Genomic DNA, 23,005 nt, shown 5'->3' with positions numbered 1-23,005 from the left:
AGGTCTCGCCTCGATCGTGGTCGTGCATCGCCGACGTCACCGTCGGCACGGTCAGGTCGTCAGCCTATTGCACGGACGGGCTCCGCCGCCCGACCGGTGCGACGGGTTGTGGACTACTTCTGCTCCGCGATGGTCGCGTCGGTGATCTTCGTCGCCACCTTCGGCTCACCGGTGCCGTCGCTGCCGGGGGACGCGATGCCCTTCGCGGCGATCTTCGACTCGAGCTCGGACAGACCGCTCGTGACCTTGCCGACGGCCGTGTAGCCGCCCGTGGAGCCGTCGAGCGTGGTGTCCCCGTAGACGATGAAGAACTGCGTCGACTGCGAGTACGGGGAGTCCGACCGCGCGATCGCGATCGTGCCCTTCTCGTAGACGCCGTCCTCCGGCACGTTCTCGAGCGGGCCGTACTCGAAGCCGGCGTCGCCGGTGCCGTCGCCGTTCGCGGAGCCGCACTGCAGGAACTTCAGGCCGTCGCTGTCGGCGAGCCGGTGGCAGGTGGTGCCGTTGTAGAACTGCTCACGGATCAGCGAGATCTCGGCACTCGTGGCCTGCGGCGCCTTGGCACCGTCCAGCTCGATGCCGAGGTCGATGCTCTTGTTGAGTGTGAGCGTACCGGTCCAGGTCGCGCCCTTCGCGATCGACTTGCTCGGCACGTCGCCGGTGTTGCCGGCCGTGGCGCTGGGCGACGGCGTGGCCGTCGACGACGCGGAGGCGCTCGGGGCCGGGGCGTCCGACCCCCGCGACCCGGCGAAGGCGAGCTGCGACCCGGTGGCGAGGGCCGCGACGAGGACGAGGGCGCCGGCGCCGATCAGGTTGTCCCGCACGCGGCGGCGGCGCTGCCGCTCGTGGAGGCCCTGGCGGGCCTGGTAGAGACGGAGGCGCTCGCGCGCCTCACGGTTGTCACGCGCTGGGTTCTTCGGTGCCACGGTGCTGGTCTGCCCTCTCGTCGCAGTGTGCAACGAGCGTAGCCGAACGGTCACCACCACCACCTGGCGGGAGGCGCGGCCTGCGTCGGTGGACCGGCCTACGATTGCAGGATGGCAGCGGATCGTTCGGGAATGCACGCGCCCACCACGGGTGGTCGCGCCGGTCTCGCGCAGGGTTCCGTCCCGCTCGCCGTCCGGATGCGCCCCACCAGCCTCGACGAGGTCGCCGGTCAGCAGCACCTGCTCGGCCGGGGTTCGCCCCTGGTGCAGCTCGCCACCGGCACGCGTGAGAACCCCGGCGGGGTCTCCGTGATCCTGTGGGGCCCACCCGGTACCGGCAAGACCACGCTGGCGCAGGCCATCGCACGGCAGTCCGGTCGCGAGTTCGTCGAGCTCTCCGCCGTGACCGCCGGCGTGAAGGACGTGCGCGAGGTCATGGAGAAGGCCCTGACCCACCGCGACCTGTACGGGTCGACCACGGTGCTGTTCCTCGACGAGATCCACCGGTTCAGCAAGGCCCAGCAGGACGCCCTGCTTCCCGGGGTCGAGAACGGGTGGGTCATCCTGATCGCGGCCACCACCGAGAACCCGTCGTTCTCGGTCATCTCGCCGCTCCTGTCCCGCTCGCTGCTCCTGACGCTCAAACCGCTCACCGATCCCGACCTCGGCATGCTCGTCGACCGCGCGGTGGAGGACCCCCGCGGGCTCGGCGGTGCCGTCGTCCTCGGTGACGAAGCCCGCAGCGCGATCATCCGGCTCGCGTCCGGCGACGCCCGACGTGCCCTGACCGCGCTCGAGGCCGCGGCGGCGTCGGCCACCGCCGCGCAGGACGAGGACGACGACACCGTGCCCGTCGTCGACGCCGACACCGTCGCGGCCGCGGTCGACCGGGCACTACTGCGTTACGACCGACAGGGTGACGAGCACTACGACGTCATCAGCGCCTTCATCAAGTCGGTGCGGGGGAGCGACGTCGACGCCGCCCTGCACTACCTCGCCCGGATGATCGAGGCCGGCGAGGACTCCCGGTTCATCGCGCGCCGGATCATCATCTCCGCGTCCGAGGACATCGGCATGGCCGACCCCCAGGCGCTGCCCATCGCGGTCGCCGCGGCCCAGGCCGTGCAGCTCATCGGGATGCCCGAGGGGCGGATCCCGCTGGCCGAGGCCGTCGTCTACCTGGCGACGGCGCCGAAGTCGAACGCCGCCTACAACGGCATCAACCAGGCGATGGCCGACGTCAAGGCGGGGCGCATGGGCACGGTGCCGATGCACCTGCGCGACGCGCACTACGCCGGGGCGAAGCGCCTCGGGCACGGCAAGGGGTACGTCTACTCCCACGACGCCGAGCACGGGGTCGCCGAGCAGCAGTACCTGCCGGACGCACTCGAGGGCACCGAGTACTACACGCCGACGGCCAACGGTTACGAGCGCGAGGTCGGGCCGCGGCTCGAACGACTCCGGAAGATCACACGCGGCCACTAGCGTCGGTGCTTCTGCGCTCGCCCCGATGCTGCTAGCATTGCCGGGCCTACGTCCTGGTCCTCGAGCACGGCTGCGTCGAGGACAGAGTGCCACTCCGGTGGTACGGGGGCAGAGGTTCGGACTGTAGCCGTCCGATCCCACAGGCTCATCCCTCTGGATCCCGTCGTCGGGGCCACCGGCACTCGCGTGCCCGGCCTCCGGTGAGTATTCAGTTCGAACAGAGAAAAGGACCCTGTGTCTACCAAGTCACGTACCCGCAGCAAGACCCGCCTGTCGCGCGCACTCGGCATCCCGCTGACGCCGAAGGCCGCCCGTTACCTCGAGAAGCGCCCCTACGGGCCCGGTGAGCACGGCCGTACGCGCCGTCGTGCGGACAGCGACTACGCCGTCCGCCTCCGTGAGAAGCAGCGTCTGCGCGCCCAGTACGGCATCCGCGAGAAGCAGCTCCGCATCGTCTTCGAAGAGGCCCGCAAGACGAAGGGCCTGACCGGTGAGAACCTGGTCGAGCTCCTCGAGCAGCGCCTCGACGCCCTCGTGGTCCGTGCCGGCTTCGCCCGCACCACCGCGCAGGCCCGTCAGCTGATCGTGCACCGCCACATCCTGGTCGACGGCAAGCTCGTCGACCGCCCCTCCTTCCGCGTCAAGGAGGGCCAGCTGATCCACGTCAAGGCGAAGTCCGAGTCGATGGAGCCCTTCCAGGTCGCCGCTGCCGGTGGCCACCAGGAAGTCCTCCCGAAGGTCCCGGGCTACCTCGAGGTCGAGATCGAGAAGCTCCAGGCCCGCCTCGTGCGTCGCCCGAAGCGCGCCGAGGTCCCCGTGACCTGTGAAGTGCAGCTCGTCGTCGAGTACTACGCAGCTCGCTGATCCACTGATCACACCCGAACGGCGGGTCGTCCTCTCGAGGGCGACCCGCCGTTCGGCGTTCCGGCACCGCCTCCGCTTCGCAACACGCCGTCGTCTCGGCGACGCGCCGCCGGATGAGCAAGACGCCCCCGGTTTCGGCGGCGTCCTGCCGACACGACGGCGTCTTGCGGACGGGGACGCGCGGAAGTGCCCGGCGACTAAGCTTGTCCGGGCATGCACCGCCCGGGTGCACAGAGGGAGAGGCACCGTGAAGCAGCTGTTCTTCGTCGCCGTCGGCATCGTCATCGGGTTCGCCGTCGCACACCGGGTCGCCCAGACCTCCGGTGGCGCCCGGCTCTTCGCCGAGGTGAACGCCAGGACGAAGGCCTTCACGGGTGCCGTCGCGGACGGCTACCGGTCGCGCGAGGCCGAGCTCCGTACCGACGTCTGAGCGCTCCGACCGAGCAGCCTCGACCCTCCTCCACCCACGACCTGAACCCAGGAAGCACCATGCAGACCGCAGAGATCCGCCGCCGTTGGCTCCAGTACTTCGGTGACCGCGGCCACACCGTCGTCCCGTCCGCGTCCCTCGTCTCCGACGACCCGTCGCTCCTCTTCACGGTCGCCGGCATGGTGCCGTTCATCCCGTACCTGACCGGTCTCATCCCGGCGCCGTTCCCGCGGGCGACGAGCGTGCAGAAGTGCATCCGCACGAACGACATCGAAGAGGTCGGCAAGACCCCGCGCCACGGCACGTTCTTCCAGATGAACGGCAACTTCTCGTTCGGCGACTACTTCAAGGAGCAGGCGATCCAGTTCGCCTGGGAGTTCCTGACCAACCCGGAGACCGACGGCGGACTCGGCTTCTCGCCCGACGACCTCTGGGTCACCGTCTACGAAGAGGACGACGAGGCGATCGGCTTCTGGAAGCAGCACTCCTCGCTGCCCGACGAGCGGATCCAGCGCCTCGGCAAGGACACCAACTACTGGTCGACCGGACAGCCCGGACCGGCGGGTCCCTGCTCGGAGATCTTCTTCGACCGTGGCCCCGAGTACGGCATCGACGGCGGCCCGGCGACGGACGATGACCGGTACGTCGAGATCTGGAACCTCGTCTTCATGCAGTACCAGATCGCCGACGTGCGGTCGAAGTACGACTTCGAGATCACCGGCGAGCTGCCGAACAAGAACATCGACACCGGTATGGGGCTCGAGCGCGTCGCCTTCATCAAGCAGGGCGTCGACAACATGTACGAGATCGACCAGGTGCGCCCGGTGCTCGACCGCGCAGCCGAGATCTCCGGCCGACGCTACGGCGCCGTGCACGAGGACGACGTGCGGATGCGCGTCATCGCCGACCACGTCCGTTCCTCGCTGATGCTCATCGCCGACGGCGTGAGCCCGTCGAACGAGGGCCGCGGGTACATCCTCCGTCGTCTGCTCCGTCGCACCGTCCGCGCGATGCGCCTGCTCGGTGTCGAGGCGCCCACGTTCCCCGAGCTCTTCCCGGCGTCCCGCGACGCCATGCGCGACGCGTACCCGGAGGTGGCGTCCGACTACGACCGGATCTCCCGCATCGCGTACGCGGAAGAAGAGACCTTCCTCCGCACCCTGGCGCAGGGCACGACCATCCTCGACGTGGCCGTCGAGCGTGCGAAGCAGGACGGCGCCCCGTCGATCGGCGGCGACACGGCATTCCTGCTGCACGACACCTTCGGGTTCCCCATCGACCTGACGATGGAGATGGCCGAGGAAGCCGGGGTCCACGTCGACCGCACGGCGTTCGAGACCCTGATGTCCGAGCAGCGTGCCCGGGCGAAGGCCGACGCGAAGAGCAAGAAGACCGCGATCGCCGACCTGAGCGTGTACAGCGCGTTCCGGGCCAAGGGCGAGACGACCTTCCTCGGCTACGACGCGCTCGAGGCCGAGACGCGCGTGCTCGGCATCATCGTCGGCGGTGTGAGCGTCGACCGTGCGGTCGCCGGTGACATCGCCGAGGTGATCCTCGGCGAGACCTCGCTGTACGCCGAGTCGGGCGGCCAGGACGCCGACCAGGGCTCGATCGTCGGCAACGGGTTCGACCTCGAGGTCCTCGACGTCCAGCGACCGGTCTCCGGACTGTGGAGCCACACCGTGCAGGTCCGCTCCGGTGAGGTCGGTGTCGGCGACGCCGCGAGCACCGTCGTCGACGCGGAGTACCGCCGCGGCGCGACCCAGGCACACTCCGCGACGCACCTGGTGAACGCGGCGCTCCGCGACATCCTCGGACCGGAGGCGCTGCAGGCCGGTTCGTACAACAAGTCCGGCTACATGCGCCTCGACTTCTCGTGGTCGCAGCCGGTCTCGCTCGAGACGCGCTCCGAGATCGAGGAGGTCGTGAACACCGCGATCCGCACCGACCTCGAGGTCTCCACGCGCATCCTGCCCATCGACGAGGCGAAGGCCCTCGGGGCGCAGGCCCTGTTCGGTGAGAAGTACGGCGCAGAGGTCCGCATGGTCGACATCGGCGGCCCGTGGTCCCGCGAGCTCTGCGGTGGCACGCACGTCGCCTCGAGCGCGCAGATCGGGCTCGTCAACCTGGTGGGGGAGTCGAGCGTCGGTTCGACGAACCGCCGCGTCGAGGCACTGGTCGGGCTCGAGGGGTTCCGCGACCTCGCCGTCGAGCGCACGATCGTGTCGCAGCTCTCCAGCGCGCTCAAGGCTCCCCGTGCCGACCTGCCGGCCCGCGTGCAGAACCTGATGGAGGACCTCCGGTCCGCCCAGAAGAAGCTCGCCGAGTACGAGTCGGCGAACCTGCAGCAGCGCGTGCCCGCCATCGCCCGGAACGCCACCACCGTCGGTGCCACCACCGTGGTCGCCGAGACGGTCGACGGGCTGCAGTCCGGTGACGACCTGCGCTCGCTCGCCACCGGCGTGCGGGGCCAGCTCGGTGACGGCGCGGCCGTCGTCGTGCTCGGTGCCGTCGTGGGCGGCAAGCCGATCGTGATCGTCGCGACGAACGACGCCGCCCGTGCTGCGGGCGTGCAGGCGGGCCCCCTCGCGAAGGAGGCCGCCGGCGTGCTCGGTGGCGGTGGCGGCGGCAAGCCGGACCTGGCGCAGGGCGGCGGGACCGACGCTGCAGCGCTCCCCGCGGCGCTGCGTGCCGTGACCGCACGGCTCGCGGGCTGACCGTGGGCATCCGGTCCGGGCGGCGGCTCGGCGTGGACGTCGGGCGCGCCCGGATCGGGGTCGCCGTGTGCGACCGCGACGGCCTGCTGGCGACGCCGGTCGAGACCGTCCGTCGCGACGACTCGAAGGACCTCCGGCGGATCCTCGAGCTCGCGGACGAGTACGACGTGCTCGAGGTCGTCGTCGGGCTGCCCCTGTCGATGTCGGGTGGGGACACGGCCTCCACCGAGGACGCCCGCGTGTTCGCGGCCCGGATCGCGGCGCGTCGGCCGGTGCGCCTGGTCGACGAACGACTGTCGACCGTGACCGCCCAGCGAGGGCTGCACCAGGCCGGGAAGAACACGAAGAAGTCCCGGGCCGTGATCGACCAAGCAGCCGCTGTTATCATTCTGCAACACGCGCTCGACCACGAGCGCAGTGCCGGTGCCCCTCCGGGCACCACGCTTCCCTGACAGGGCTGCCCGGTACCGCACATGGGTGCTCTCGTCGTCAGCTGCGAGGACGACGGTGCCCAGGTGGAGTTCCCGACCGAGAGACCGAGGACGTTGGCAGACGATCTGGACTGGAACGCGATCATCGCGCCCGGCAACGACGCCGAGCGGCGGAAGGCGACTTCCGACCGCACGACAGGCACCGATGACCGCGACGACGCTGGTCAGGTGACCCCACCGCCGGCGCCTCCGTTGTCCCGACGCGAAGCCCGCGCCCTCGAGGCCGAACGAGCCCGCGTCGCAGCGACCGAGGAGCCGCCGGCCGCCGAACGGGCCACCGAGGCCCCGCCAGCCGCACGCGACGAACGCCCGGCGTCCCCCGCCGACGCACCGATCGCCACCCGCCCCGAAGACCTGCACCCCGAGGTCGCCGCACTGCTGACCGGCGAGCTGCCGACCGAGTCCGCGGCGACCGCCGCGGCCGGCGGATCCGGAGCCGACGGGACGGACGACGGTGACGCGACCGGCGGCGGTGGTGCCGCGGGAGGCGGCGGACGCGGTGGACGAGGCGGCGGAGGACGCGCCTCCAGGCCGCCCCGCGAGCCACGGCCGAAGCGCCGGCGCGGACCGCTCGTCGCGGGGCTCGTCATCGTCGCGGTCGTGCTCGCTGCCGGCGTCGGGGCGTACACGTTCGCCGCACCCAAGATCCAGCAGCTCATCGCGGCGATCAGCGGCGCGCAGGAGCCCGACGACTACACGGGCAACGGCACCTCGAAGGTGACCATCACGATCAAGCAGGGCGACATCGGCGAGAACGTCGCCGCGACGCTGCAGCGCAGCGGCGTCGTCAAGGACTCGAAGGTCTTCTACAAGCTCCTGCTGGCCTCGCCGGACGTGCAGTTCCAGCCCGGTTCGTACGCGCTGAAGAAGCAGATGAGCTCGAAGTCCGCGCTGGCGGCCCTGCAGGACAAGGACAACCGCGTCCAGGCGTCGATCATCATCCCGGAGGGCACGGCACTCGCCGACATCAAGGCCGGGATGGTCTCGAAGGCCGGCCTGACCGAGAAACAGGTCGACGCGGCCGCGAAGGACCTGTCGGCCTACGACCTGCCGTCCGGCGTCACGACGCTCGAGGGCTGGCTCTTCCCCGCGACCTACCCGATCAACCCGGGCTGGACCGCCGAGCAGTACTTCAAGTCGATGGTCGACACCATGAAGGAGCACCTGTCCGCCGCCGGCGTCAAGGAGGCCGACCAGGAGCGCACCATCGTCTTCGCGTCGCTGGTGCAGAAGGAAGCCGGCCTCGCGGCCGACTACCCCAAGGTCGCCCGGGTGTTCCAGAACCGCCTCGACCAGGGGATGAAGCTGCAGTCCGACGCCACGGTCGCGTACGGAACGGGCAACACGCACACCGTGACGACCACGGACGCCGAGCGTGCGGACGCCTCGAACGAGTACAACACCTACGTGCACGAGGGGCTCCCGCCCGCACCGATCTCCAACCCGGGTGACATCGCGATCAAGGCCGTGACGAACGAGGCCCCGGGCAAGTGGCTGTACTTCGTGACGGTCGACCTGGAGTCGGGCAAGACCGTCTTCTCGGACACCTACGACCAGCACCTGGTGGCGGTCGAGCAGTTCCAGGCGTGGCTGCGGGCGCACCCCGACTACCAGTAGGCGACGACGTCGCACGGACGATCGCTGTGGGAGGATTGCGGCATGCTTCGTTGGTTGACTGCTGGTGAGTCCCACGGACCCGAACTGATCGCCATGCTCGAGGGCCTGCCCGCGGGTGTCCCGGTGTCGTTCGAGTCCATCCGTGCCGATCTCGCGCGCCGCAAGCTCGGCTACGGCCGTGGCTCGCGGATGAAGTTCGAGCAGGACGAGCTGCACGTGTCCGGCGGCGTCCGGCACGGCTACTCGCTCGGCAGCCCCATCGCGATCCGCATCGGCAACACCGAGTGGCCGAAGTGGGTCGAGGTCATGAACCCCGAGCCGATCGAGTCCACCGAGATGTCCCGAGGGCGGAGCGCGCCGCTCACCCGACCGCGACCGGGCCACGCCGACCTGGTCGGCATGCAGAAGTACGGCTTCGACGAGGCGCGCCCGATCCTGGAGCGTGCGAGCGCCCGCGAGACCGCCGCACGCGTGGCGCTCGGTGCCGTCGCCAAGTCGTTCCTGGCCGAACTCGGCATCCGCTCGGTGGCACACACGCTGCAGGTCGGGACCGTCCGGGTCCCCGACGGCACGGACCTGCCGCTGCCCGACGACGTGGACCGCCTCGACGAGGACCAGCTGCGGTGCTTCGACGCCGAGACCTCGGCACGCATGGTCACCGAGGTCGAGGCCGCGAAGAAGGACGGCGACACCCTGGGCGGCGTCGTCGAGGTGCTGTTCTACGGCGTCCCGCCGGGCCTCGGCTCGCACGTGCACTGGGACCGCCGGCTCGATGCCCGCCTCGCCGCGGCGATCATGGGGATCCAGGCCATCAAGGGGGTCGAGGTCGGTGACGGCTTCGCGACCGCCGGCCGCCGGGGCTCCGCCGCGCACGACGAGCTGTACCGCGAGGACGGCGAGATCTACCGCACGAGCGACCGCGCCGGTGGGACCGAGGGCGGGATGTCCACGGGCACCGTGCTGCGCGTCCGCGCCGGGATGAAGCCGATCGCGACCATCCCGCACGCCCTGCACACGGTGGACGTCGTCTCCGGTGAGGACGCCTCGGCGCACCACCAGCGCTCGGACGTCTGCGCCGTGCCCGCTGCCGGTGTCGTCGCCGAAGCGATGGTGGCCCTGGTGCTCGCCGACGCGGTGCTCGAGAAGTTCGGCGGCGACAACGTCGTCGAGACGAAGCGCAACCTCGACGCCTACCTCGCGGCGATCCCGGAGACCCTGCGCACGCGCCGGACCGAGCCGTCGGCGACGTCGACCGACCTGTGAGCACCGACGTCCGACGCGCCGACGCGCCCGTGGTCGTGATCGGCCCGATGGGCGCCGGCAAGTCGAGCGTCGGCAAGCGGGTGGCGAAGGCCCTGGGCGTCCCGTTCACGGACACCGACCGGGTCATCGTGCGCGAGCACGGGCCGATCCCCGGGATCTTCGCCGACCGCGGCGAGCCGGCGTTCCGCGCGCTCGAGGCCCAGGCGGTCCGGGCGGCGCTGGCCACCGGCGGCGTGATCGCCGTGGGCGGGGGAGCCGTCACCCACGCGGACACGCGGCAGGCCCTGAGCGGCGCGCGCATCGTCCTGCTCACCGTGTCGCCCGAGGCCGTCGCCGACCGGATCGCCGGGTCCGACCGGCCCCTGCTCGCCAACGGCGGGATCGACGCCTGGCAGACGATCATGGACGAGCGGGCGGCCACCTACGCCGAACTCGCGCACGTCGTGGTCGACACGTCGCGCCGGCCGATGTCCCGCGTGGTCGACGAGGTCGTCACGTGGCTGCGCAGCGACGCCGGCACCACCGCCGCGCCCGGCAGCACGACCAGCAGCACCACCAGCACCGAAGGAGCACCGTGACCGAGTCGACCCTGCCCGCCGGGACCACCGAGATCCGGGTCGGCGGTGACGACGGCTACACGGTGGCCGTCGGCACGGACCTGCTCGGTGCCCTGCCCGCGATCCTGGGCCCGCGTGTCGCCAAGGTCCTCATCGTGCACTCGCCGACGCTCGGTGCCCGGGCGAACGAGCTCCGTGCGCTGCTGGTCGAGGCCGGGCTCGAGGCCCTGATCGCCGAGGTCCCCGACGCCGAGGGCGCCAAGCGCGTCGAGGTCGCGGCGTTCTGCTGGCAGATCATGGGGCAGGCCGACTTCACCCGCACCGACGCGGTGATCGGCCTCGGGGGCGGCGCGGTCACCGACCTGGCCGGCTTCGTCGCCGCGACCTGGCTGCGCGGTGTGCCGTACGTGGCCGTCCCGACCAGCGTGCTCGGCATGGTGGACGCCAGCGTCGGCGGCAAGACGGGCATCAACACGAACGAGGGCAAGAACCTGGTCGGCGCCTTCTACGCTCCCCGTGCCGTCGTCGTGGACCTCGACCTCGCCCGCACGCTGCCGCGCAACGAGATCCTGACCGGGTTCGCCGAGATTGTGAAGGCCGGGTTCATCGCCGTGCCCGAGATCCTGGACATCATCGAGGCCGATGTCGACCGGGTGACCGACCCGACGACGCCGGAGTTCCGCCGGGTCGTCGAGCTCGCCATCGCGCTCAAGGCCGAGGTCGTCTCGGACGACTTCACGGAGCAGGGCCGACGCGAGATCCTGAACTACGGGCACACCCTCGGGCACGCGATCGAGCACGCCGAGCGGTACCAGTGGCGCCACGGCGCAGCGGTGTCGGTCGGCATGGTGTTCGCCGCCGAGCTCGCCCGACTGACCGGCCACCTGGACGACGCCACGGTCGATCGGCACCGGGCGATCCTCGAGTCGCTCGACCTGCCGACCTCGTACGGCGTCGGGCGCTGGCAGGGGCTGCTCGCCACCATGCGTCGTGACAAGAAGGCCCGTGCCGGCATGCTGCGGTTCATCATCCTGGACGGCGTCGGCAAGCCCGTCGTGCTCGAGGGCCCCGAGGACCACCTGCTCTTCACCGCCTACCAGGAGGTCGGCGTCTAGCCACGCCGGTCAGCGCAGGACCCGTCGCATCCTGCGCCACCACCAGGTGACACGCGTCGAGACGGTGACCACGCCGGTGCGCTGGGATTCCCGCCATTCGTCGACGGTGGCGCCGTGGTCCCAGGCGAAGAGGACGTCGTCGTCCTCGTCGAGGTCGGGCGCGTCGGGGAGCGGTCGCAGGATCGACATCAGTCGGAGGCCCTTCGTTCGTCGTCGTCATGTGCCTGGTCGGCGCTGGCTCGCCTGCGGAGCGCTCGGCTCGCGAGTCGGCGATCGGCCTTCGACCACACGGTACGGTCTCCAGGTCTCGGAGCACCGTTGTCGAAATGTCGTATGTGTTCATGTCCGGCCGCTCCGTGACGGCCCAGGTGAACCGATGCCAGGCGTGGTCACGATCGGACGTCCGTCGACTCTGGAACGCCCCGAACCAGCTGACGACGGCCGCGACGATCGCCGCTCCGGCGGCGATGCACGCCGCGATCAGTGCTGTCTCCACGGCACGAGTGTCTCGCTCCAGGACCGCGCCCCGCGCCGGGCCCGCGCCGGGCTGTGGAAGCCGCACCGGGCCTCCCGGCTGTGGAGGAGGATGGGACGACGCGACGGACCGCGCCACCCGCACGCTGCGGACCCAGCACCGGGGAGCAGACTGGCGGGCGTGCCCACCCCACCCCGACTGAGCGACCTCTCCGGCCCGCGCGATGCCGACACCGGCACCCTGCGCTCCCGTGGTCGACGCTTCACCGAACTCCTCTCGATCGCCCGCCGCCACCACCTGGTGCCGTTCCGTCGTCTCGACTTCTCGCACGACCCGGCAACGTCGGAGCTGCGTCGCGACCAGGCCGAGCACCTGCGCCGGGCGCTCGAGGAAGCCGGTGGCGGGTTCGTGAAGATGGGCCAGCTGCTCTCCACCCGTGGCGACCTGCTGCCCGAGGAGTGGACCGAGGGACTCGCCCACCTGCAGCGGAACGTCACGGCGGCGCCGGCTGACGAGGTCCGTGCGCTCCTCGAGCAGGAGCTCGGCGCCCCGGTCGACCAGGTCTTCGCGACCTTCGACCCGGTGCCCGTCGCAGCGGCGTCCATCGCGCAGGTGCACCGCGCCCGGCTGCCCGACGGCACCGCGGTCGCCGTGAAGGTGCAGCGGCCGGGGATCGACGCAGCGGTGCGCCGCGACGTGGACATCGCACTGCGGGTCGTCCGGTTCATGGCCCGGTGGTCGACCGAGGCGCGGCAGGTCGGCGTGCAGGACATCGCCGGCCAGTACGCGGACGACCTGATCCGGCAGGTCGACTTCGTCTCCGAGCTCCGGAACCTCACCGCGCTGCGTGCGGCCCAGGCCCGCAGCGCGCGTCCGGACGAGGTCCGGTTCCCGGACCCCTACCCGGACCTGTCCGGCCGGCGTGTGCTCGTGATGGAGTTCCTGGAGGGCGACACGCTCAGCGCGATCCGCGCCGAGCGTTCCGAGCGCGACCTCGACGCGCCGATGCGCGCCATCCTCCGCGCCTTCCTGCGCCAGGTCGTCTTCGACGGCCTGTACCACGCGGACCTGCACCCGGGGAACGTCCTGGTGCTGCCCGACGGGCGGCCCGCGTTGATCGACTTCGGATCGGTCGGGAGGCTCGACCCGGGTCTCCGGGACACGGTCCAGGACCTGTTGGCCGCCTACCTGCAGGACGACACGTCGCGGATCGCCGATGCGGTCCTGCGGATGGCACCCGTGCGCGATGCGCACGACGAGCCCGACTTCCGTCGGGACATCGCCCGCTTCGTCGCGGACGAGCTCGGGCCCGGTGCGCGCATCGGCGTCGACACCGTGGACGACGCGGTCGAGGTCTTCGGGCGCTACCGGCTGAAGCCGCCGCCGGACTTCGTCGCCGCGGCACGCGCCCTGGCCATCTTCGAGGGGACGCTCCGCACGCTCGCACCGTCGTTCGACCTGCTCGAGGAGTCCCGTGGACTCGCCCGGGAGCAGATCACCGACCAGCTCCGGCCGGGCAAGCTCCGCGACCTGGCGGCGAAGGAGCTGCTCGGCGTCGTGTCGGCCGCTCGTCGCCTGCCCCGCCGGGTGGACCGCATCGGCGAGGCGATCGAGACCGGCCGGTTCACGGTGAACATCCGGCTCTTCGCGGACAGCCGCGACCGGCAGCTCGTGTCCGGCATGATCCGGCGCATCCTGCTCGTGCTGCTCGGTGCGGGGGCGGGGATCCTGGCGATCGTCTACCTGTCGTTGCCGGCACGACCGACGGCGGCCCTGTCCACGGGGGTCGCGGGCGGGTTGCTCGGGGGAGCGGCGGTGGTGCTGCTCGGCTGGGCGGCGATCGACGCCTGGCTCGCTCGACGGCGACGCTGAGCCAGGGCCCGGGCCCGGCGCCCGGCGCCCGCCCGAGACCGGCGCGTCCGGCACGCACGCGCACCGCTCCGGCCGCCGGGCGGGCGTCCGCTACACTCGTCCGGGGCCGTCCGCGGCCCGAGGACACTTCACAACACGACCGAACGGGACACCGACGACTCATGGCCAGTACCACAGACATCAAGAACGGCGCCGTTCTCATCATCGACGGCCAGCTGTGGTCGGTCGTCGAGTTCCAGCACGTCAAGCCGGGCAAGGGCGGCGCGTTCGTCCGCACGAAGCTCAAGAACGTCGTCTCCGGCAAGGTCGTCGACCGCACGTTCAACGCCGGCGCGAAGATCGACACCGCCGTCGTCGACCGTCGTGACTACCAGTTCCTGTACGAGGACGGCGACTCCTACGTGTTCATGGACACCGACACGTACGACCAGATCCCGGTCTCCGCGACCGTGGTCGGCGACGCCAAGAACTACCTGCTCGAGTCCGCGATGGTCACCATCGCGATGAACGAGGGCAACCCGCTGTACGTCGAGCTCCCGACGTCGATCGTCACCGAGGTCGAGACCGAGCCCGGCCTGCAGGGCGACCGTTCCTCCGGCGGCACCAAGGACGCGACCATCATCGCGACCGGCCACCGCATCCAGGTCCCGCTGTACCTGGAGAGCGGCACCCTGGTGAAGATCGACACGCGCGACGGCAGCTTCCTCGGCCGCGTCAACTCCTAGGCGCTGACCGTATGAGTGCTCGTTCGAAGGCCCGCAAGCGCGCCCTCGACATGCTGTACGTCGCCGAGGTGCGCGAGCTGCCGATCGCGGACGTGCTCGCCACCGAGACGGTCCGGCACCTGGACCAGCCGGAGCGCGCCTCCAGCTGGGACTACGCCCGCCAGATCGTCACCGGTGTCGACGATGCCCGCCACGAGATCGACTCCGTCATCGTCGACCACGCCCAGGGCTGGTCGATCGCCCGGATGCCGGTCCTCGACCGCTGCATCCTGCGGATGGCCGTCTGGGAGCTCCGCTTCAACCCGGAGGTGCCCGACGCCGTCGCCATCGCCGAGGCGGTCGAGCTCGCGCAGTCGCTGTCCACCGAGGACTCCGCCGGCTTCGTCAACGGCGTCCTCGGGGCCGTCGCCGGCGGTCGTGCACCGTCCGGTCGGACGGTCGCAGGAGACCAGGAGTCCCGGTAGGGTTGACCACGTCAGCATCCTTTAATGCCGTCCAGTGAGGCGGGGAAGGGGGTCGACGTGGGAACCAGAACGGTCCTGCAACAGCCCGACATCACGCGTGCCCTGACACGCATCGCGCACGAGATCCTCGAAGCCAACCACGGGGGCTCGGACCTCGTGCTCCTCGGCATCCCGACCCGCGGCGCCGTCCTGGCGGAGCGCCTCGGCCGGATCCTGGCCGGCATCGAGCCGGAGTGGTCCTCGGCCGCCGGCGGCATCGGGACGGAGCGTGTCGGCACGCTCGACGTCACCATGCACCGCGACGACCTCGGTCACGGCATCGGCCGCGCGCCGCACCGGACGGTGATCCCCGCCGGCGGCATCGACGGCAAGGTCGTCGTGCTCGTCGACGACGTGCTGTACTCCGGTCGGACCGTCCGCGCCGCACTCGACGCGCTGCAGGGCATCGGCCGGCCGCGTGCCGTCCGGCTCGCCGTGCTCGTCGACCGTGGCCACCGCGAGCTGCCGATCCGCGCGGACCACGTGGGCAAGAACCTGCCGACCGCGTCCGACGAGCGGGTCACGCTGCACCTGGCCGAGACCGACGGCGACGACACCGTGTTCATCGAGCAGGGGGTGGCGTGATGCGGCACCTGCTCTCGACTGCCGACCTGTCCCGCGACCAGGCCGTCCACATCCTCGACGTCGCCGAGGAGATGGCCGAGGTCAACACGCGCGAGGTCCGGAAGCTCCCGGCGCTGCGCGGCAAGACCGTGGTGAACCTGTTCTTCGAGGACTCCACGCGCACGCGCATCTCGTTCGAGGCCGCCGCGAAGCGCCTGTCCGCCGACGTCCTGAACTTCGCCGCGAAGGGCTCGAGCGTCTCCAAGGGCGAATCCCTGAAGGACACCGTGCAGACCCTCGGCGCGATGGGCATCGACGGCATCGTCATGCGCCACGGGGCATCGGGCGCGCCGCGGGTACTCGCCGACGCCGACTGGATCGACGTGCCGGTGGTCAACGCCGGTGACGGCACCCACGAACACCCGACGCAGGCGCTGCTCGACGCCTTCACCATGCGCCGCCGCCTGCACGGTGCCGGCTCGCGCGGCCAGGGCCTCGACGGCGTGCGCGTCCTGATCATCGGCGACGTGCTGCACAGCCGGGTCGCCCGGTCGAACGCCTGGCTGCTCCGCACCCTCGGCGCGAGCGTGACCTTCGCCGCGCCGCCGACGCTGCTGCCCGCCACCCCGTCGCCGTTCGGCGCCGCGGTGCACCACGACCTCGACACGGCCCTCGCCGAGGACCCGGACGTCGTCATGACGCTCCGCATCCAGCAGGAGCGGATGAACGACGCCTTCTTCCCGAACCCGCGCGAGTACACGCGGCACTGGGGCCTGACGGCGGCGCGCTTCGGTCGGCTGTCCGAGCGCACGCTGATCATGCACCCCGGTCCGATGAACCGCGGGCTCGAGATCGCCGGCGTCGCCGCCGACGACCCCCGTTCGACCGTCGTCGAGCAGGTCGAGAACGGCGTCTCGGTCCGGATGGCCGTCCTCTACCTCGCCCTGACGGGCAGTGCCGGAACCGGCACCGACGCGAAGGAGTCCGCCGCATGACCGCTCACCTGATCCGTGGCGCGCAGCTGGTCGACGGCTCGCGTGCCGACATCCGTCTGGAGGCCGGGCGCATCACCGCGGTCGGGTCCGGTCTCGACACGGCCGGCGCCACCACCGTGGACGCGGACGGCCTCATCGCCCTGCCCGGCCTCGTGGACCTCCACACGCACCTGCGCGAGCCCGGTCACGAGGAGTCCGAGACGGTCCTCACCGGCTCGCGTGCCGCGGCCGCCGGTGGCTTCACCGCCGTGAACGCCATGGCCAACTCGAGCCCCGTTGCCGACACCGCCGGGGTCGTCGAGCAGGTCCAGGCCCTCGGCGACGACGCGGGCTACGTGACGGTCCGCCCGATCGGCGCCGTGTCACAGGGGCTGCAGGGCACGCACCTGTCCGAGATCGGCGCGATGGCGACCTCGCGTGCGAAGGTCCGGGTGTTCTCGGACGACGGCTCCTGCGTGGCCGACCCGCTGCTCATGCGCCGCGCACTCGAGTACATCAAGGGCTTCGGCGGGGTGCTCGCGCAGCACGCCCAGGAGCCCCGGCTGACCATCGGCGCGCAGATGAACGAGGGCCGGCTGTCCTCGGAGCTCGGCCTCGCCGGGTGGCCCGCCGTCGCGGAAGAGGCGATCATCGCCCGCGACGTCCTGCTCGCCGACCACGTCGGGGCACGCCTGCACGTCTGCCACGTCTCGACGGCCGGCAGTGTCGAGGTGATCCGGTGGGCGAAGTCCCGCGGCATCGACGTCACGGCCGAGGTCACCCCGCACCACCTGGTGCTCACCGAGGACCTCGTCGCCGGCCACGACGGTGCGCCCGGCTACGACGCCCGCTACAAGGTGAACCCGCCGCTCCGCGCCCGCGAGGACGTCGAGGCGCTCCGCGCGGCCCTGGCCGACGGCACCATCGACATCGTCGCGACCGACCACGCGCCGCACACCGCCGAGGCGAAGTGCTGCGAGTGGCCCGCTGCCGCGAACGGCATGGTCGGCCTCGAATCGGCGCTGAGCGTGGTGCAGTCCGCCGTGGTCGACGACGGCCGGCTCGACTGGGCCGACGTCGCCCGGGTGCTGTCCGAGGCGCCGGCGCGGATCGGCCAGGTCGAGGGGCACGGGCAGCGCATCGCCGAGGGAGCACCCGCCGAGATCACGCTCTACGACCCGTCGGCCAGCCGCGAGTTCGCGGTCACCGACCTCGCCGGGCAGTCGCAGAACTCGCCGTACCTCGGCATGACGCTGCCTGGCCGGGTCGTCGCCACCTTCCACCAGGGGTACGCGACGGTGCTCGACGGCCGGGTCGTCGACGCGGACACGATCGCGGCGCACGCCGCGGCGCTCCGGACAGGGGCGCGCGCATGAGCGGCGACGCGCAGCGCTGGCTCCTCGGCGCGGTGATCCTGCTCGCGGTCGCCGCCCTGTTCGTCGCGATGGCGCGCACCTGGCGGACGCGGACCAGGAAGCAGGCGGAAGCCGTGCCTCCAGTCCGGGTGCCGGCCGACCTGGCACCGGCGGTCGGGTCGTGGGACGGGTTCACCGTCGCGACGACCCGCGCCGACCAGCCGTTGGAACGCATCACCGCAGGCGGCCTCGGGTTCCGCGGCCGCGGCGGGGTGACGGTCCACGCGACCGGCGTGGTGATGCGCCTCGCCGGTACCGACGACCGCTGGATCGCGCGCGACGCGGTCCGCGGCGCCGACCGCTCCACGTGGGCCATCGACCGAGTGGTCGAACCCGGGGGACTGGTCCGTCTGCGATGGACGGCGACCGGCGCCGCAGGTGCGACGGACCTGGACACCTACTTCCGGTTCCCGGAGGGCGACGCAGCCGCGCTGCACGCCCTGCAGGGACTGACCGAGACCGGGCCGCAGGCGACTGCGGCCGATGCTCCGCGAACCGCGGGCGAAGGGAAGAAAGCATGACACGCGAACGGGCCGTCCTGGTCCTCGAAGACGGCACCCGGTACGACGGCTGGGCCTACGGCGCCCGTGGGCGCACGCTCGGCGAGGTGGTCTTCGCGACCGGCATGACCGGCTACCAGGAGACGCTGACCGACCCCTCCTACGCCGGACAGATCGTGGTGCAGACCGCGCCGCACATCGGCAACACCGGGGTGAACGACGAGGACCCCGAGTCCCGTCGCATCTGGGTCGCCGGGTACGTGGTGCGCGACCCCAGCCGCGTGGTGTCGAACCACCGCGCGAACGCGACGCTCGACGACCACCTGGTGCGCGACGGCATCGTCGGCATCTCCGGCATCGACACCCGCGCACTCACCCGCCGCATCCGTGACGCCGGCGCCATGAAGGGCGGCGTCTTCAGCGGTGCGGACGCGGCGCTGTCGGCCGAGTCGCAGCTGGACGCGGTCGTGTCGCAGGCGACGATGGCCGGCGCGAGCTTCTCGGCGGTCGTGTCCACCCCGGAGACCTACGTCGTCCCCGCCGTCGGCGAGCAGATCGGCACCCTGGCCGTGCTCGACCTCGGCGTGAAGGCCTCGACCACCCGGTACCTCGCGGCCCGCGGCTTCGAGGTGCACGTGGTGCCGCAGGACATCTCCGCTGCGGAGCTGGAAGCCCTCGCACCGGACGCCCTGTTCTACTCGAACGGCCCCGGCGACCCCGCCGCGTCGGACGCACAGGTGGAGCTGCTGCAGGACAGCCTGCGCACCGGCCGCCCGTTCTTCGGCATCTGCTTCGGCAACCAGCTGCTCGGCCGCGCGCTCGGCTTCGGCACCTACAAGCTGCCCTTCGGCCACCGCGGGATCAACCAGCCGGTGCTCGACACGACCACGGGCAAGGTCGAGATCACGAGCCAGAACCACGGCTTCGCGGTCGACGCGCCCCTCGGCGAGGTCCTCGAGTCGCCGGCCGGGTTCGGTCGGGTCGAGGTCTCGCACTACTCGCTGAACGACAACGTGGTCGAGGGCCTCCGCGCGCTCGACGTGCCGGCGTTCAGCGTGCAGTACCACCCCGAGGCCGCCGCCGGACCGCACGACAGCATGTACCTCTTCGACCGGTTCGCGGACATGGTGCGCGAGCGTCGCGACGGGGAGCCGCTCGACGCGGCCACCGCCGACGCCACGACCCCCGCAGCAGACATCACCAAGGAAGCGAACTGATGCCCAAGCGCGCAGACATCAACTCCGTCCTCGTCATCGGCTCCGGCCCGATCGTCATCGGTCAGGCCGCCGAGTTCGACTACTCCGGCACCCAGGCGTGCCGCGTCCTCCGGGCCGAGGGCGTCCGGGTCATCCTGGTCAACCCGAACCCGGCGACGATCATGACCGACCCCGACTTCGCCGACGCGACCTACATCGAGCCGATCACGAACGCGTCGCTCGAGGAGATCATCCGCATCGAGAAGCCGGACGCCGTCCTGCCGACCCTCGGCGGCCAGACGGCCCTGAACGCGGCCATCGCGCTCGACGAGGCCGGCATCCTCGCCAAGCACGGCGTCGAGCTCATCGGCGCCAAGGTCGAGGCGATCCAGCGCGGCGAGGACCGCCAGCTCTTCAAAGAGCTCGTGCTCGAGTCCGGTGCCGACGTCGCCCGCAGCCACATCGCGCACACGTTGGAGGAAGCGAAGGAGTTCGCGAAGGACCTCGGGTACCCGCTGGTCGTCCGCCCGTCGTTCACCATGGGCGGCCTCGGCTCGGGCTTCGCCTACAACGAGGCCGAACTCGTCCGCTTCGTCGGCGACGGGCTGCAGTCCAGCCCGACGACCGAGGTCCTGCTCGAGGAGTCCATCCTCGGCTGGAAGGAGTACGAGCTCGAGCTGATGCGGGACAACTACGACAACACCGTCGTCATCTGCTCCATCGAGAACGTCGACCCGGTCGGTGTCCACACCGGTGACTCGATCACGGTCGCCCCCGCGCTGACCCTGACCGACCGCGAGTACCAGAACATGCGGAACATCGGCATCGACATCATCCGTCGCGTCGGTGTCGACACCGGTGGCTGCAACATCCAGTTCGCCGTCGACCCGTCCAACGGCCGCGTCATCGTCATCGAGATGAACCCCCGCGTGTCCCGCTCGTCGGCCCTCGCGTCGAAGGCCACGGGCTTCCCGATCGCCAAGATCGCCGCCAAGCTCGCCATCGGCTACCGGCTCGACGAGATCGAGAACGACATCACGAAGGTCACCCCGGCGAGCTTCGAGCCGACCCTCGACTACGTGGTCGTGAAGACCCCGCGGTTCGCCTTCGAGAAGTTCCCGGCCGCCGACGCCACCCTGACCACGACGATGAAGAGCGTCGGCGAGGCGATGGCCATCGGCCGGAACTACGCCACGGCACTGCAGAAGTCGCTGCGCTCGCTCGAGAAGCGCGGGTCGAGCTTCCACTGGGACACCCCGGCGGCCGAGCTCGACAAGGACGCCCTGCTGGCGAAGTCGTCGATCCCGACCGACGGCCGCATCGTCACGGTCCAGCAGGCCCTGGTCGCGGGTGCCACCGCGGACGAGGTCTTCGAGGCCACCAAGATCGACCCCTGGTTCATCGACCAGATCGTGCTCATCAACGAGGTCGCGGACGAGGTCCGGGCCGCCGACACCCTCGACGCGGACACGATGCGCTGGGCGAAGGAGCACGGCTTCAGCGACACCCAGATCGCGAGCCTGCGCAGCACGGACGCGGCACCGGTCTCCGAGCAGCAGGTCCGTGACGAGCGGCACGCCCAGGGCATCCGACCGGTCTTCAAGACCGTCGACACCTGCGCCGGCGAGTTCCCCGCCCTGACGCCGTACCACTACTCGTCGTACGACACCGAGACCGAGATCACGCCGAGCGACCGCAAGAAGGTCGTCATCCTCGGCTCCGGCCCGAACCGCATCGGACAGGGCGTCGAGTTCGACTACTCCTGCGTGCACGCCTCCTTCGCGCTGAGCGCCGCCGGGTTCGAGACGATCATGATCAACTGCAACCCCGAGACCGTGTCGACCGACTACGACACCTCGGACCGCCTGTACTTCGAGCCCCTGACCGCCGAGGACGTCCTCGAGGTCATCGAGGCCGAGGCGGCGTCCGGCGAACTCGTCGGCGTCGTCGTGCAGCTCGGTGGCCAGACCGCCCTCGGCCTGGCGAAGCCGCTCGAGGCCGCGGGCATCCCGATCCTCGGCACCAGCCCCACCGCGATCGACTCGGCCGAGGAGCGCGGGCAGTTCTCCGCCATCCTCGACGCCGCCGGCCTGCTCGCACCGCGGAACGGCACCGCCCACGACCTGGCCAGCGCGACCACGGTGGCCGAGGAGATCGGGTACCCCGTCCTCGTCCGCCCGTCGTTCGTGCTCGGCGGCCGCGGCATGGAGATCCTCTACGACTCCCCGTCGCTCGCGGACTACTTCGACCGGATGGCCGACCAGGCGATCATCGGCCCGGAGCTCCCGCTGCTGGTCGACCGGTTCCTGGACGACGCCGTGGAGATCGACGTCGACGCGCTCTTCGACGGCGAGCGGCTCTACATCGGCGGCATCATGGAGCACCTCGAAGAGGCCGGCATCCACTCCGGCGACTCGGCCTGCACCCTGCCCCCGGTCGGCCTCGGCCGCGCGGAGATCCAGGGCGTCGTCGACGCGACCGAGAAGATCGCCCGCGGCATCGGCGTGCAGGGCCTGCTCAACGTCCAGTTCGCCATCGGCGCCGGCGTGCTCTACGTCCTCGAAGCAAACCCGCGCGCCAGCCGCACGGTGCCCTTCGTCTCGAAGGCGCTCGGCATCCCGCTGGCCAAGGCCGCGTCCCGCATCATGACCGGTACCACGGTCGCCGAGCTCGTCGCCGAGGGCATGCTGCCCGAGCGTGACGGCGCGTTCGTCCCCGCCCAGTCGCCGGTCGCCGTCAAGGAGGCCGTGCTGCCCTTCCGTCGCTTCCGCACCCGCGAGGGCCAGGTCGTCGACTCGGTGCTCAGCCCCGAGATGCGCTCCACCGGCGAGGTCATGGGCATCGACCGCGACTTCCCGCGGGCGTTCCTCAAGTCGCAGGACGCCGCGTACGGCGGCCTGCCGACCAGCGGCACGGTCTTCGTGAGCGTCGCCGACACCGACAAGCGCGCGATCGTGCTGCCGGTGCACCGCCTGCAGCAGCTCGGCTTCACGATCATCGCGACCGAGGGCACGGCGGAGATCCTCCGCCGCAACGGCATCGAGGTCGGGATCGTCGGCAAGTACAGCCAGGGCGGCGAGAGCGTCGTCGACCTGCTCGCCAGGGGCGAGGTCGACATCGTCATCAACACGCCTTCGGGTGCCGCCGGTCGTGCGGACGGGTACGAGATCCGTGCGGCCACGGTCGCGGCGGACAAGCCGCTGTTCACGACGATCGCGCAGATCGGGGCGGCCGTCGCGGCGATCGAGACGATCGGTTCGCCGCTCAACGTCCGCAGCCTGCAGGACTACGCGCTCGAGCGCGCGACCTGGTGACG

At 71.2% G+C, this 23,005-nt stretch carries 20 protein-coding genes; 18 read left to right on the top strand and 2 right to left on the bottom strand.

The features are described 5' to 3' along the window. Positions 1–113: 113 nt before the first annotated feature. A complete protein-coding gene (locus DEJ04_RS05075) occupies positions 114–926 on the bottom strand; it encodes a peptidylprolyl isomerase (protein WP_111046418.1) in 813 nt (270 codons plus the stop codon). A 132-nt stretch (positions 927–1,058) separates the two neighbouring features. Between DEJ04_RS05075 and DEJ04_RS05070 the strand changes: the two genes are divergently transcribed. From DEJ04_RS05070 to aroB, 9 genes are all read left to right on the top strand, one after another. Continuing rightward, the gene (locus tag DEJ04_RS05070) at positions 1,059–2,411 is read left to right on the top strand and encodes a replication-associated recombination protein A (RefSeq protein ID WP_084740335.1); all 1,353 of its coding nucleotides are present in this window, start codon (positions 1,059–1,061) and stop codon (positions 2,409–2,411) included. Between the two features lie 234 nt (positions 2,412–2,645). Further along, entirely contained in the window at positions 2,646–3,275 is a 630-nt protein-coding gene (rpsD, locus tag DEJ04_RS05065) for a 30S ribosomal protein S4 (protein WP_017887166.1), read from the top strand. Positions 3,276–3,522: 247 nt separating this feature from the next. Beyond that, complete coding sequence (locus tag DEJ04_RS05060; RefSeq protein ID WP_110891564.1) at positions 3,523–3,705, top strand: hypothetical protein; 183 nt, start codon at positions 3,523–3,525, stop codon at positions 3,703–3,705. A gap of 59 nt (positions 3,706–3,764) precedes the next feature. Further along, on the top strand, positions 3,765–6,422 hold the full coding sequence (alaS, locus tag DEJ04_RS05055) for an alanine--tRNA ligase (protein WP_111046417.1): 2,658 nt from the start codon (positions 3,765–3,767) through the stop codon (positions 6,420–6,422). Between the two features lie 8 nt (positions 6,423–6,430). Next, the gene (ruvX, locus tag DEJ04_RS05050) at positions 6,431–6,874 is read left to right on the top strand and encodes a Holliday junction resolvase RuvX (RefSeq protein ID WP_171907752.1); all 444 of its coding nucleotides are present in this window, start codon (positions 6,431–6,433) and stop codon (positions 6,872–6,874) included. Positions 6,875–6,967: 93 nt separating this feature from the next. After that, positions 6,968–8,530, top strand: a complete 1,563-nt coding sequence (mltG, locus tag DEJ04_RS05045) for an endolytic transglycosylase MltG (protein WP_146248643.1) — start codon at positions 6,968–6,970, stop codon at positions 8,528–8,530. Between the two features lie 42 nt (positions 8,531–8,572). Further along, the gene (gene aroC / locus DEJ04_RS05040) at positions 8,573–9,793 is read left to right on the top strand and encodes a chorismate synthase (RefSeq protein WP_110858979.1); all 1,221 of its coding nucleotides are present in this window, start codon (positions 8,573–8,575) and stop codon (positions 9,791–9,793) included. Continuing rightward, a complete protein-coding gene (locus DEJ04_RS05035) occupies positions 9,790–10,371 on the top strand; it encodes a shikimate kinase (RefSeq protein ID WP_111039074.1) in 582 nt (193 codons plus the stop codon). The genes aroC and DEJ04_RS05035 overlap by 4 nt, the downstream gene beginning before the upstream one ends. Further along, entirely contained in the window at positions 10,368–11,465 is a 1,098-nt protein-coding gene (aroB, locus tag DEJ04_RS05030) for a 3-dehydroquinate synthase (RefSeq protein WP_111023065.1), read from the top strand. The genes DEJ04_RS05035 and aroB overlap by 4 nt, the downstream gene beginning before the upstream one ends. Before the next feature lie 9 nt (positions 11,466–11,474). Here aroB and DEJ04_RS05025 read toward each other — a convergent pair whose 3' ends face one another. Continuing rightward, positions 11,475–11,654 (bottom strand): hypothetical protein, encoded by a 180-nt coding sequence (locus tag DEJ04_RS05025; RefSeq protein ID WP_110864577.1) that lies wholly within the window; start codon positions 11,652–11,654, stop codon positions 11,475–11,477. A gap of 466 nt (positions 11,655–12,120) precedes the next feature. Between DEJ04_RS05025 and DEJ04_RS05020 the strand changes: the two genes are divergently transcribed. From DEJ04_RS05020 to carB, 9 genes are all read left to right on the top strand, one after another. Next, a complete protein-coding gene (locus tag DEJ04_RS05020; RefSeq protein ID WP_181437739.1) occupies positions 12,121–13,812 on the top strand; it encodes an AarF/ABC1/UbiB kinase family protein in 1,692 nt (563 codons plus the stop codon). A gap of 161 nt (positions 13,813–13,973) precedes the next feature. Further along, complete coding sequence (gene efp, locus DEJ04_RS05015; protein ID WP_017887175.1) at positions 13,974–14,537, top strand: elongation factor P; 564 nt, start codon at positions 13,974–13,976, stop codon at positions 14,535–14,537. Positions 14,538–14,548: 11 nt separating this feature from the next. Beyond that, complete coding sequence (nusB, locus tag DEJ04_RS05010; RefSeq protein ID WP_027465744.1) at positions 14,549–15,001, top strand: transcription antitermination factor NusB; 453 nt, start codon at positions 14,549–14,551, stop codon at positions 14,999–15,001. Positions 15,002–15,025: 24 nt separating this feature from the next. Further along, positions 15,026–15,625: a bifunctional pyr operon transcriptional regulator/uracil phosphoribosyltransferase PyrR gene (pyrR, locus tag DEJ04_RS05005; protein WP_017887177.1), complete on the top strand. Its 600-nt coding sequence runs from the start codon at positions 15,026–15,028 to the stop codon at positions 15,623–15,625. Beyond that, positions 15,625–16,599 (top strand): aspartate carbamoyltransferase catalytic subunit, encoded by a 975-nt coding sequence (locus DEJ04_RS05000; protein ID WP_071403715.1) that lies wholly within the window; start codon positions 15,625–15,627, stop codon positions 16,597–16,599. The genes pyrR and DEJ04_RS05000 overlap by 1 nt, the downstream gene beginning before the upstream one ends. Next, complete coding sequence (locus DEJ04_RS04995; protein WP_111046414.1) at positions 16,596–17,954, top strand: dihydroorotase; 1,359 nt, start codon at positions 16,596–16,598, stop codon at positions 17,952–17,954. The genes DEJ04_RS05000 and DEJ04_RS04995 overlap by 4 nt, the downstream gene beginning before the upstream one ends. Continuing rightward, on the top strand, positions 17,951–18,514 hold the full coding sequence (locus tag DEJ04_RS04990; RefSeq protein WP_051596738.1) for a hypothetical protein: 564 nt from the start codon (positions 17,951–17,953) through the stop codon (positions 18,512–18,514). Before DEJ04_RS04995 ends, DEJ04_RS04990 begins: the two co-directional genes overlap by 4 nt. Further along, positions 18,511–19,710 (top strand): glutamine-hydrolyzing carbamoyl-phosphate synthase small subunit, encoded by a 1,200-nt coding sequence (gene carA / locus DEJ04_RS04985; RefSeq protein WP_071403717.1) that lies wholly within the window; start codon positions 18,511–18,513, stop codon positions 19,708–19,710. Before DEJ04_RS04990 ends, carA begins: the two co-directional genes overlap by 4 nt. After that, positions 19,710–23,003: a carbamoyl-phosphate synthase large subunit gene (gene carB, locus DEJ04_RS04980; RefSeq protein WP_111046413.1), complete on the top strand. Its 3,294-nt coding sequence runs from the start codon at positions 19,710–19,712 to the stop codon at positions 23,001–23,003. The genes carA and carB overlap by 1 nt, the downstream gene beginning before the upstream one ends. Positions 23,004–23,005: the final 2 nt, after the last annotated feature.

Source organism: Curtobacterium sp. MCLR17_044 (assembly GCF_003234435.1).
GTDB lineage: Bacteria > Actinomycetota > Actinomycetes > Actinomycetales > Microbacteriaceae > Curtobacterium > Curtobacterium flaccumfaciens.
This window is presented reverse-complemented; position numbering and strand designations above follow the sequence as displayed.

Coding starts and splice junctions, on each gene's coding strand:
- DEJ04_RS05070 (WP_084740335.1), top strand. CDS start 1,059: ATGCACGCGCCCACCACGGGTGGTCGCGCCGGTCTCGCGCAGGGTTCC.
- alaS (WP_111046417.1), top strand. CDS start 3,765: ATGCAGACCGCAGAGATCCGCCGCCGTTGGCTCCAGTACTTCGGTGAC.
- aroC (WP_110858979.1), top strand. CDS start 8,573: ATGCTTCGTTGGTTGACTGCTGGTGAGTCCCACGGACCCGAACTGATC.
- DEJ04_RS05025 (WP_110864577.1), bottom strand. CDS start 11,654: ATGTCGATCCTGCGACCGCTCCCCGACGCGCCCGACCTCGACGAGGAC.
- efp (WP_017887175.1), top strand. CDS start 13,974: ATGGCCAGTACCACAGACATCAAGAACGGCGCCGTTCTCATCATCGAC.
- nusB (WP_027465744.1), top strand. CDS start 14,549: ATGAGTGCTCGTTCGAAGGCCCGCAAGCGCGCCCTCGACATGCTGTAC.
- pyrR (WP_017887177.1), top strand. CDS start 15,026: ATGCCGTCCAGTGAGGCGGGGAAGGGGGTCGACGTGGGAACCAGAACG.
- DEJ04_RS05000 (WP_071403715.1), top strand. CDS start 15,625: ATGCGGCACCTGCTCTCGACTGCCGACCTGTCCCGCGACCAGGCCGTC.
- DEJ04_RS04995 (WP_111046414.1), top strand. CDS start 16,596: ATGACCGCTCACCTGATCCGTGGCGCGCAGCTGGTCGACGGCTCGCGT.
- DEJ04_RS04990 (WP_051596738.1), top strand. CDS start 17,951: ATGAGCGGCGACGCGCAGCGCTGGCTCCTCGGCGCGGTGATCCTGCTC.
- carA (WP_071403717.1), top strand. CDS start 18,511: ATGACACGCGAACGGGCCGTCCTGGTCCTCGAAGACGGCACCCGGTAC.
- carB (WP_111046413.1), top strand. CDS start 19,710: ATGCCCAAGCGCGCAGACATCAACTCCGTCCTCGTCATCGGCTCCGGC.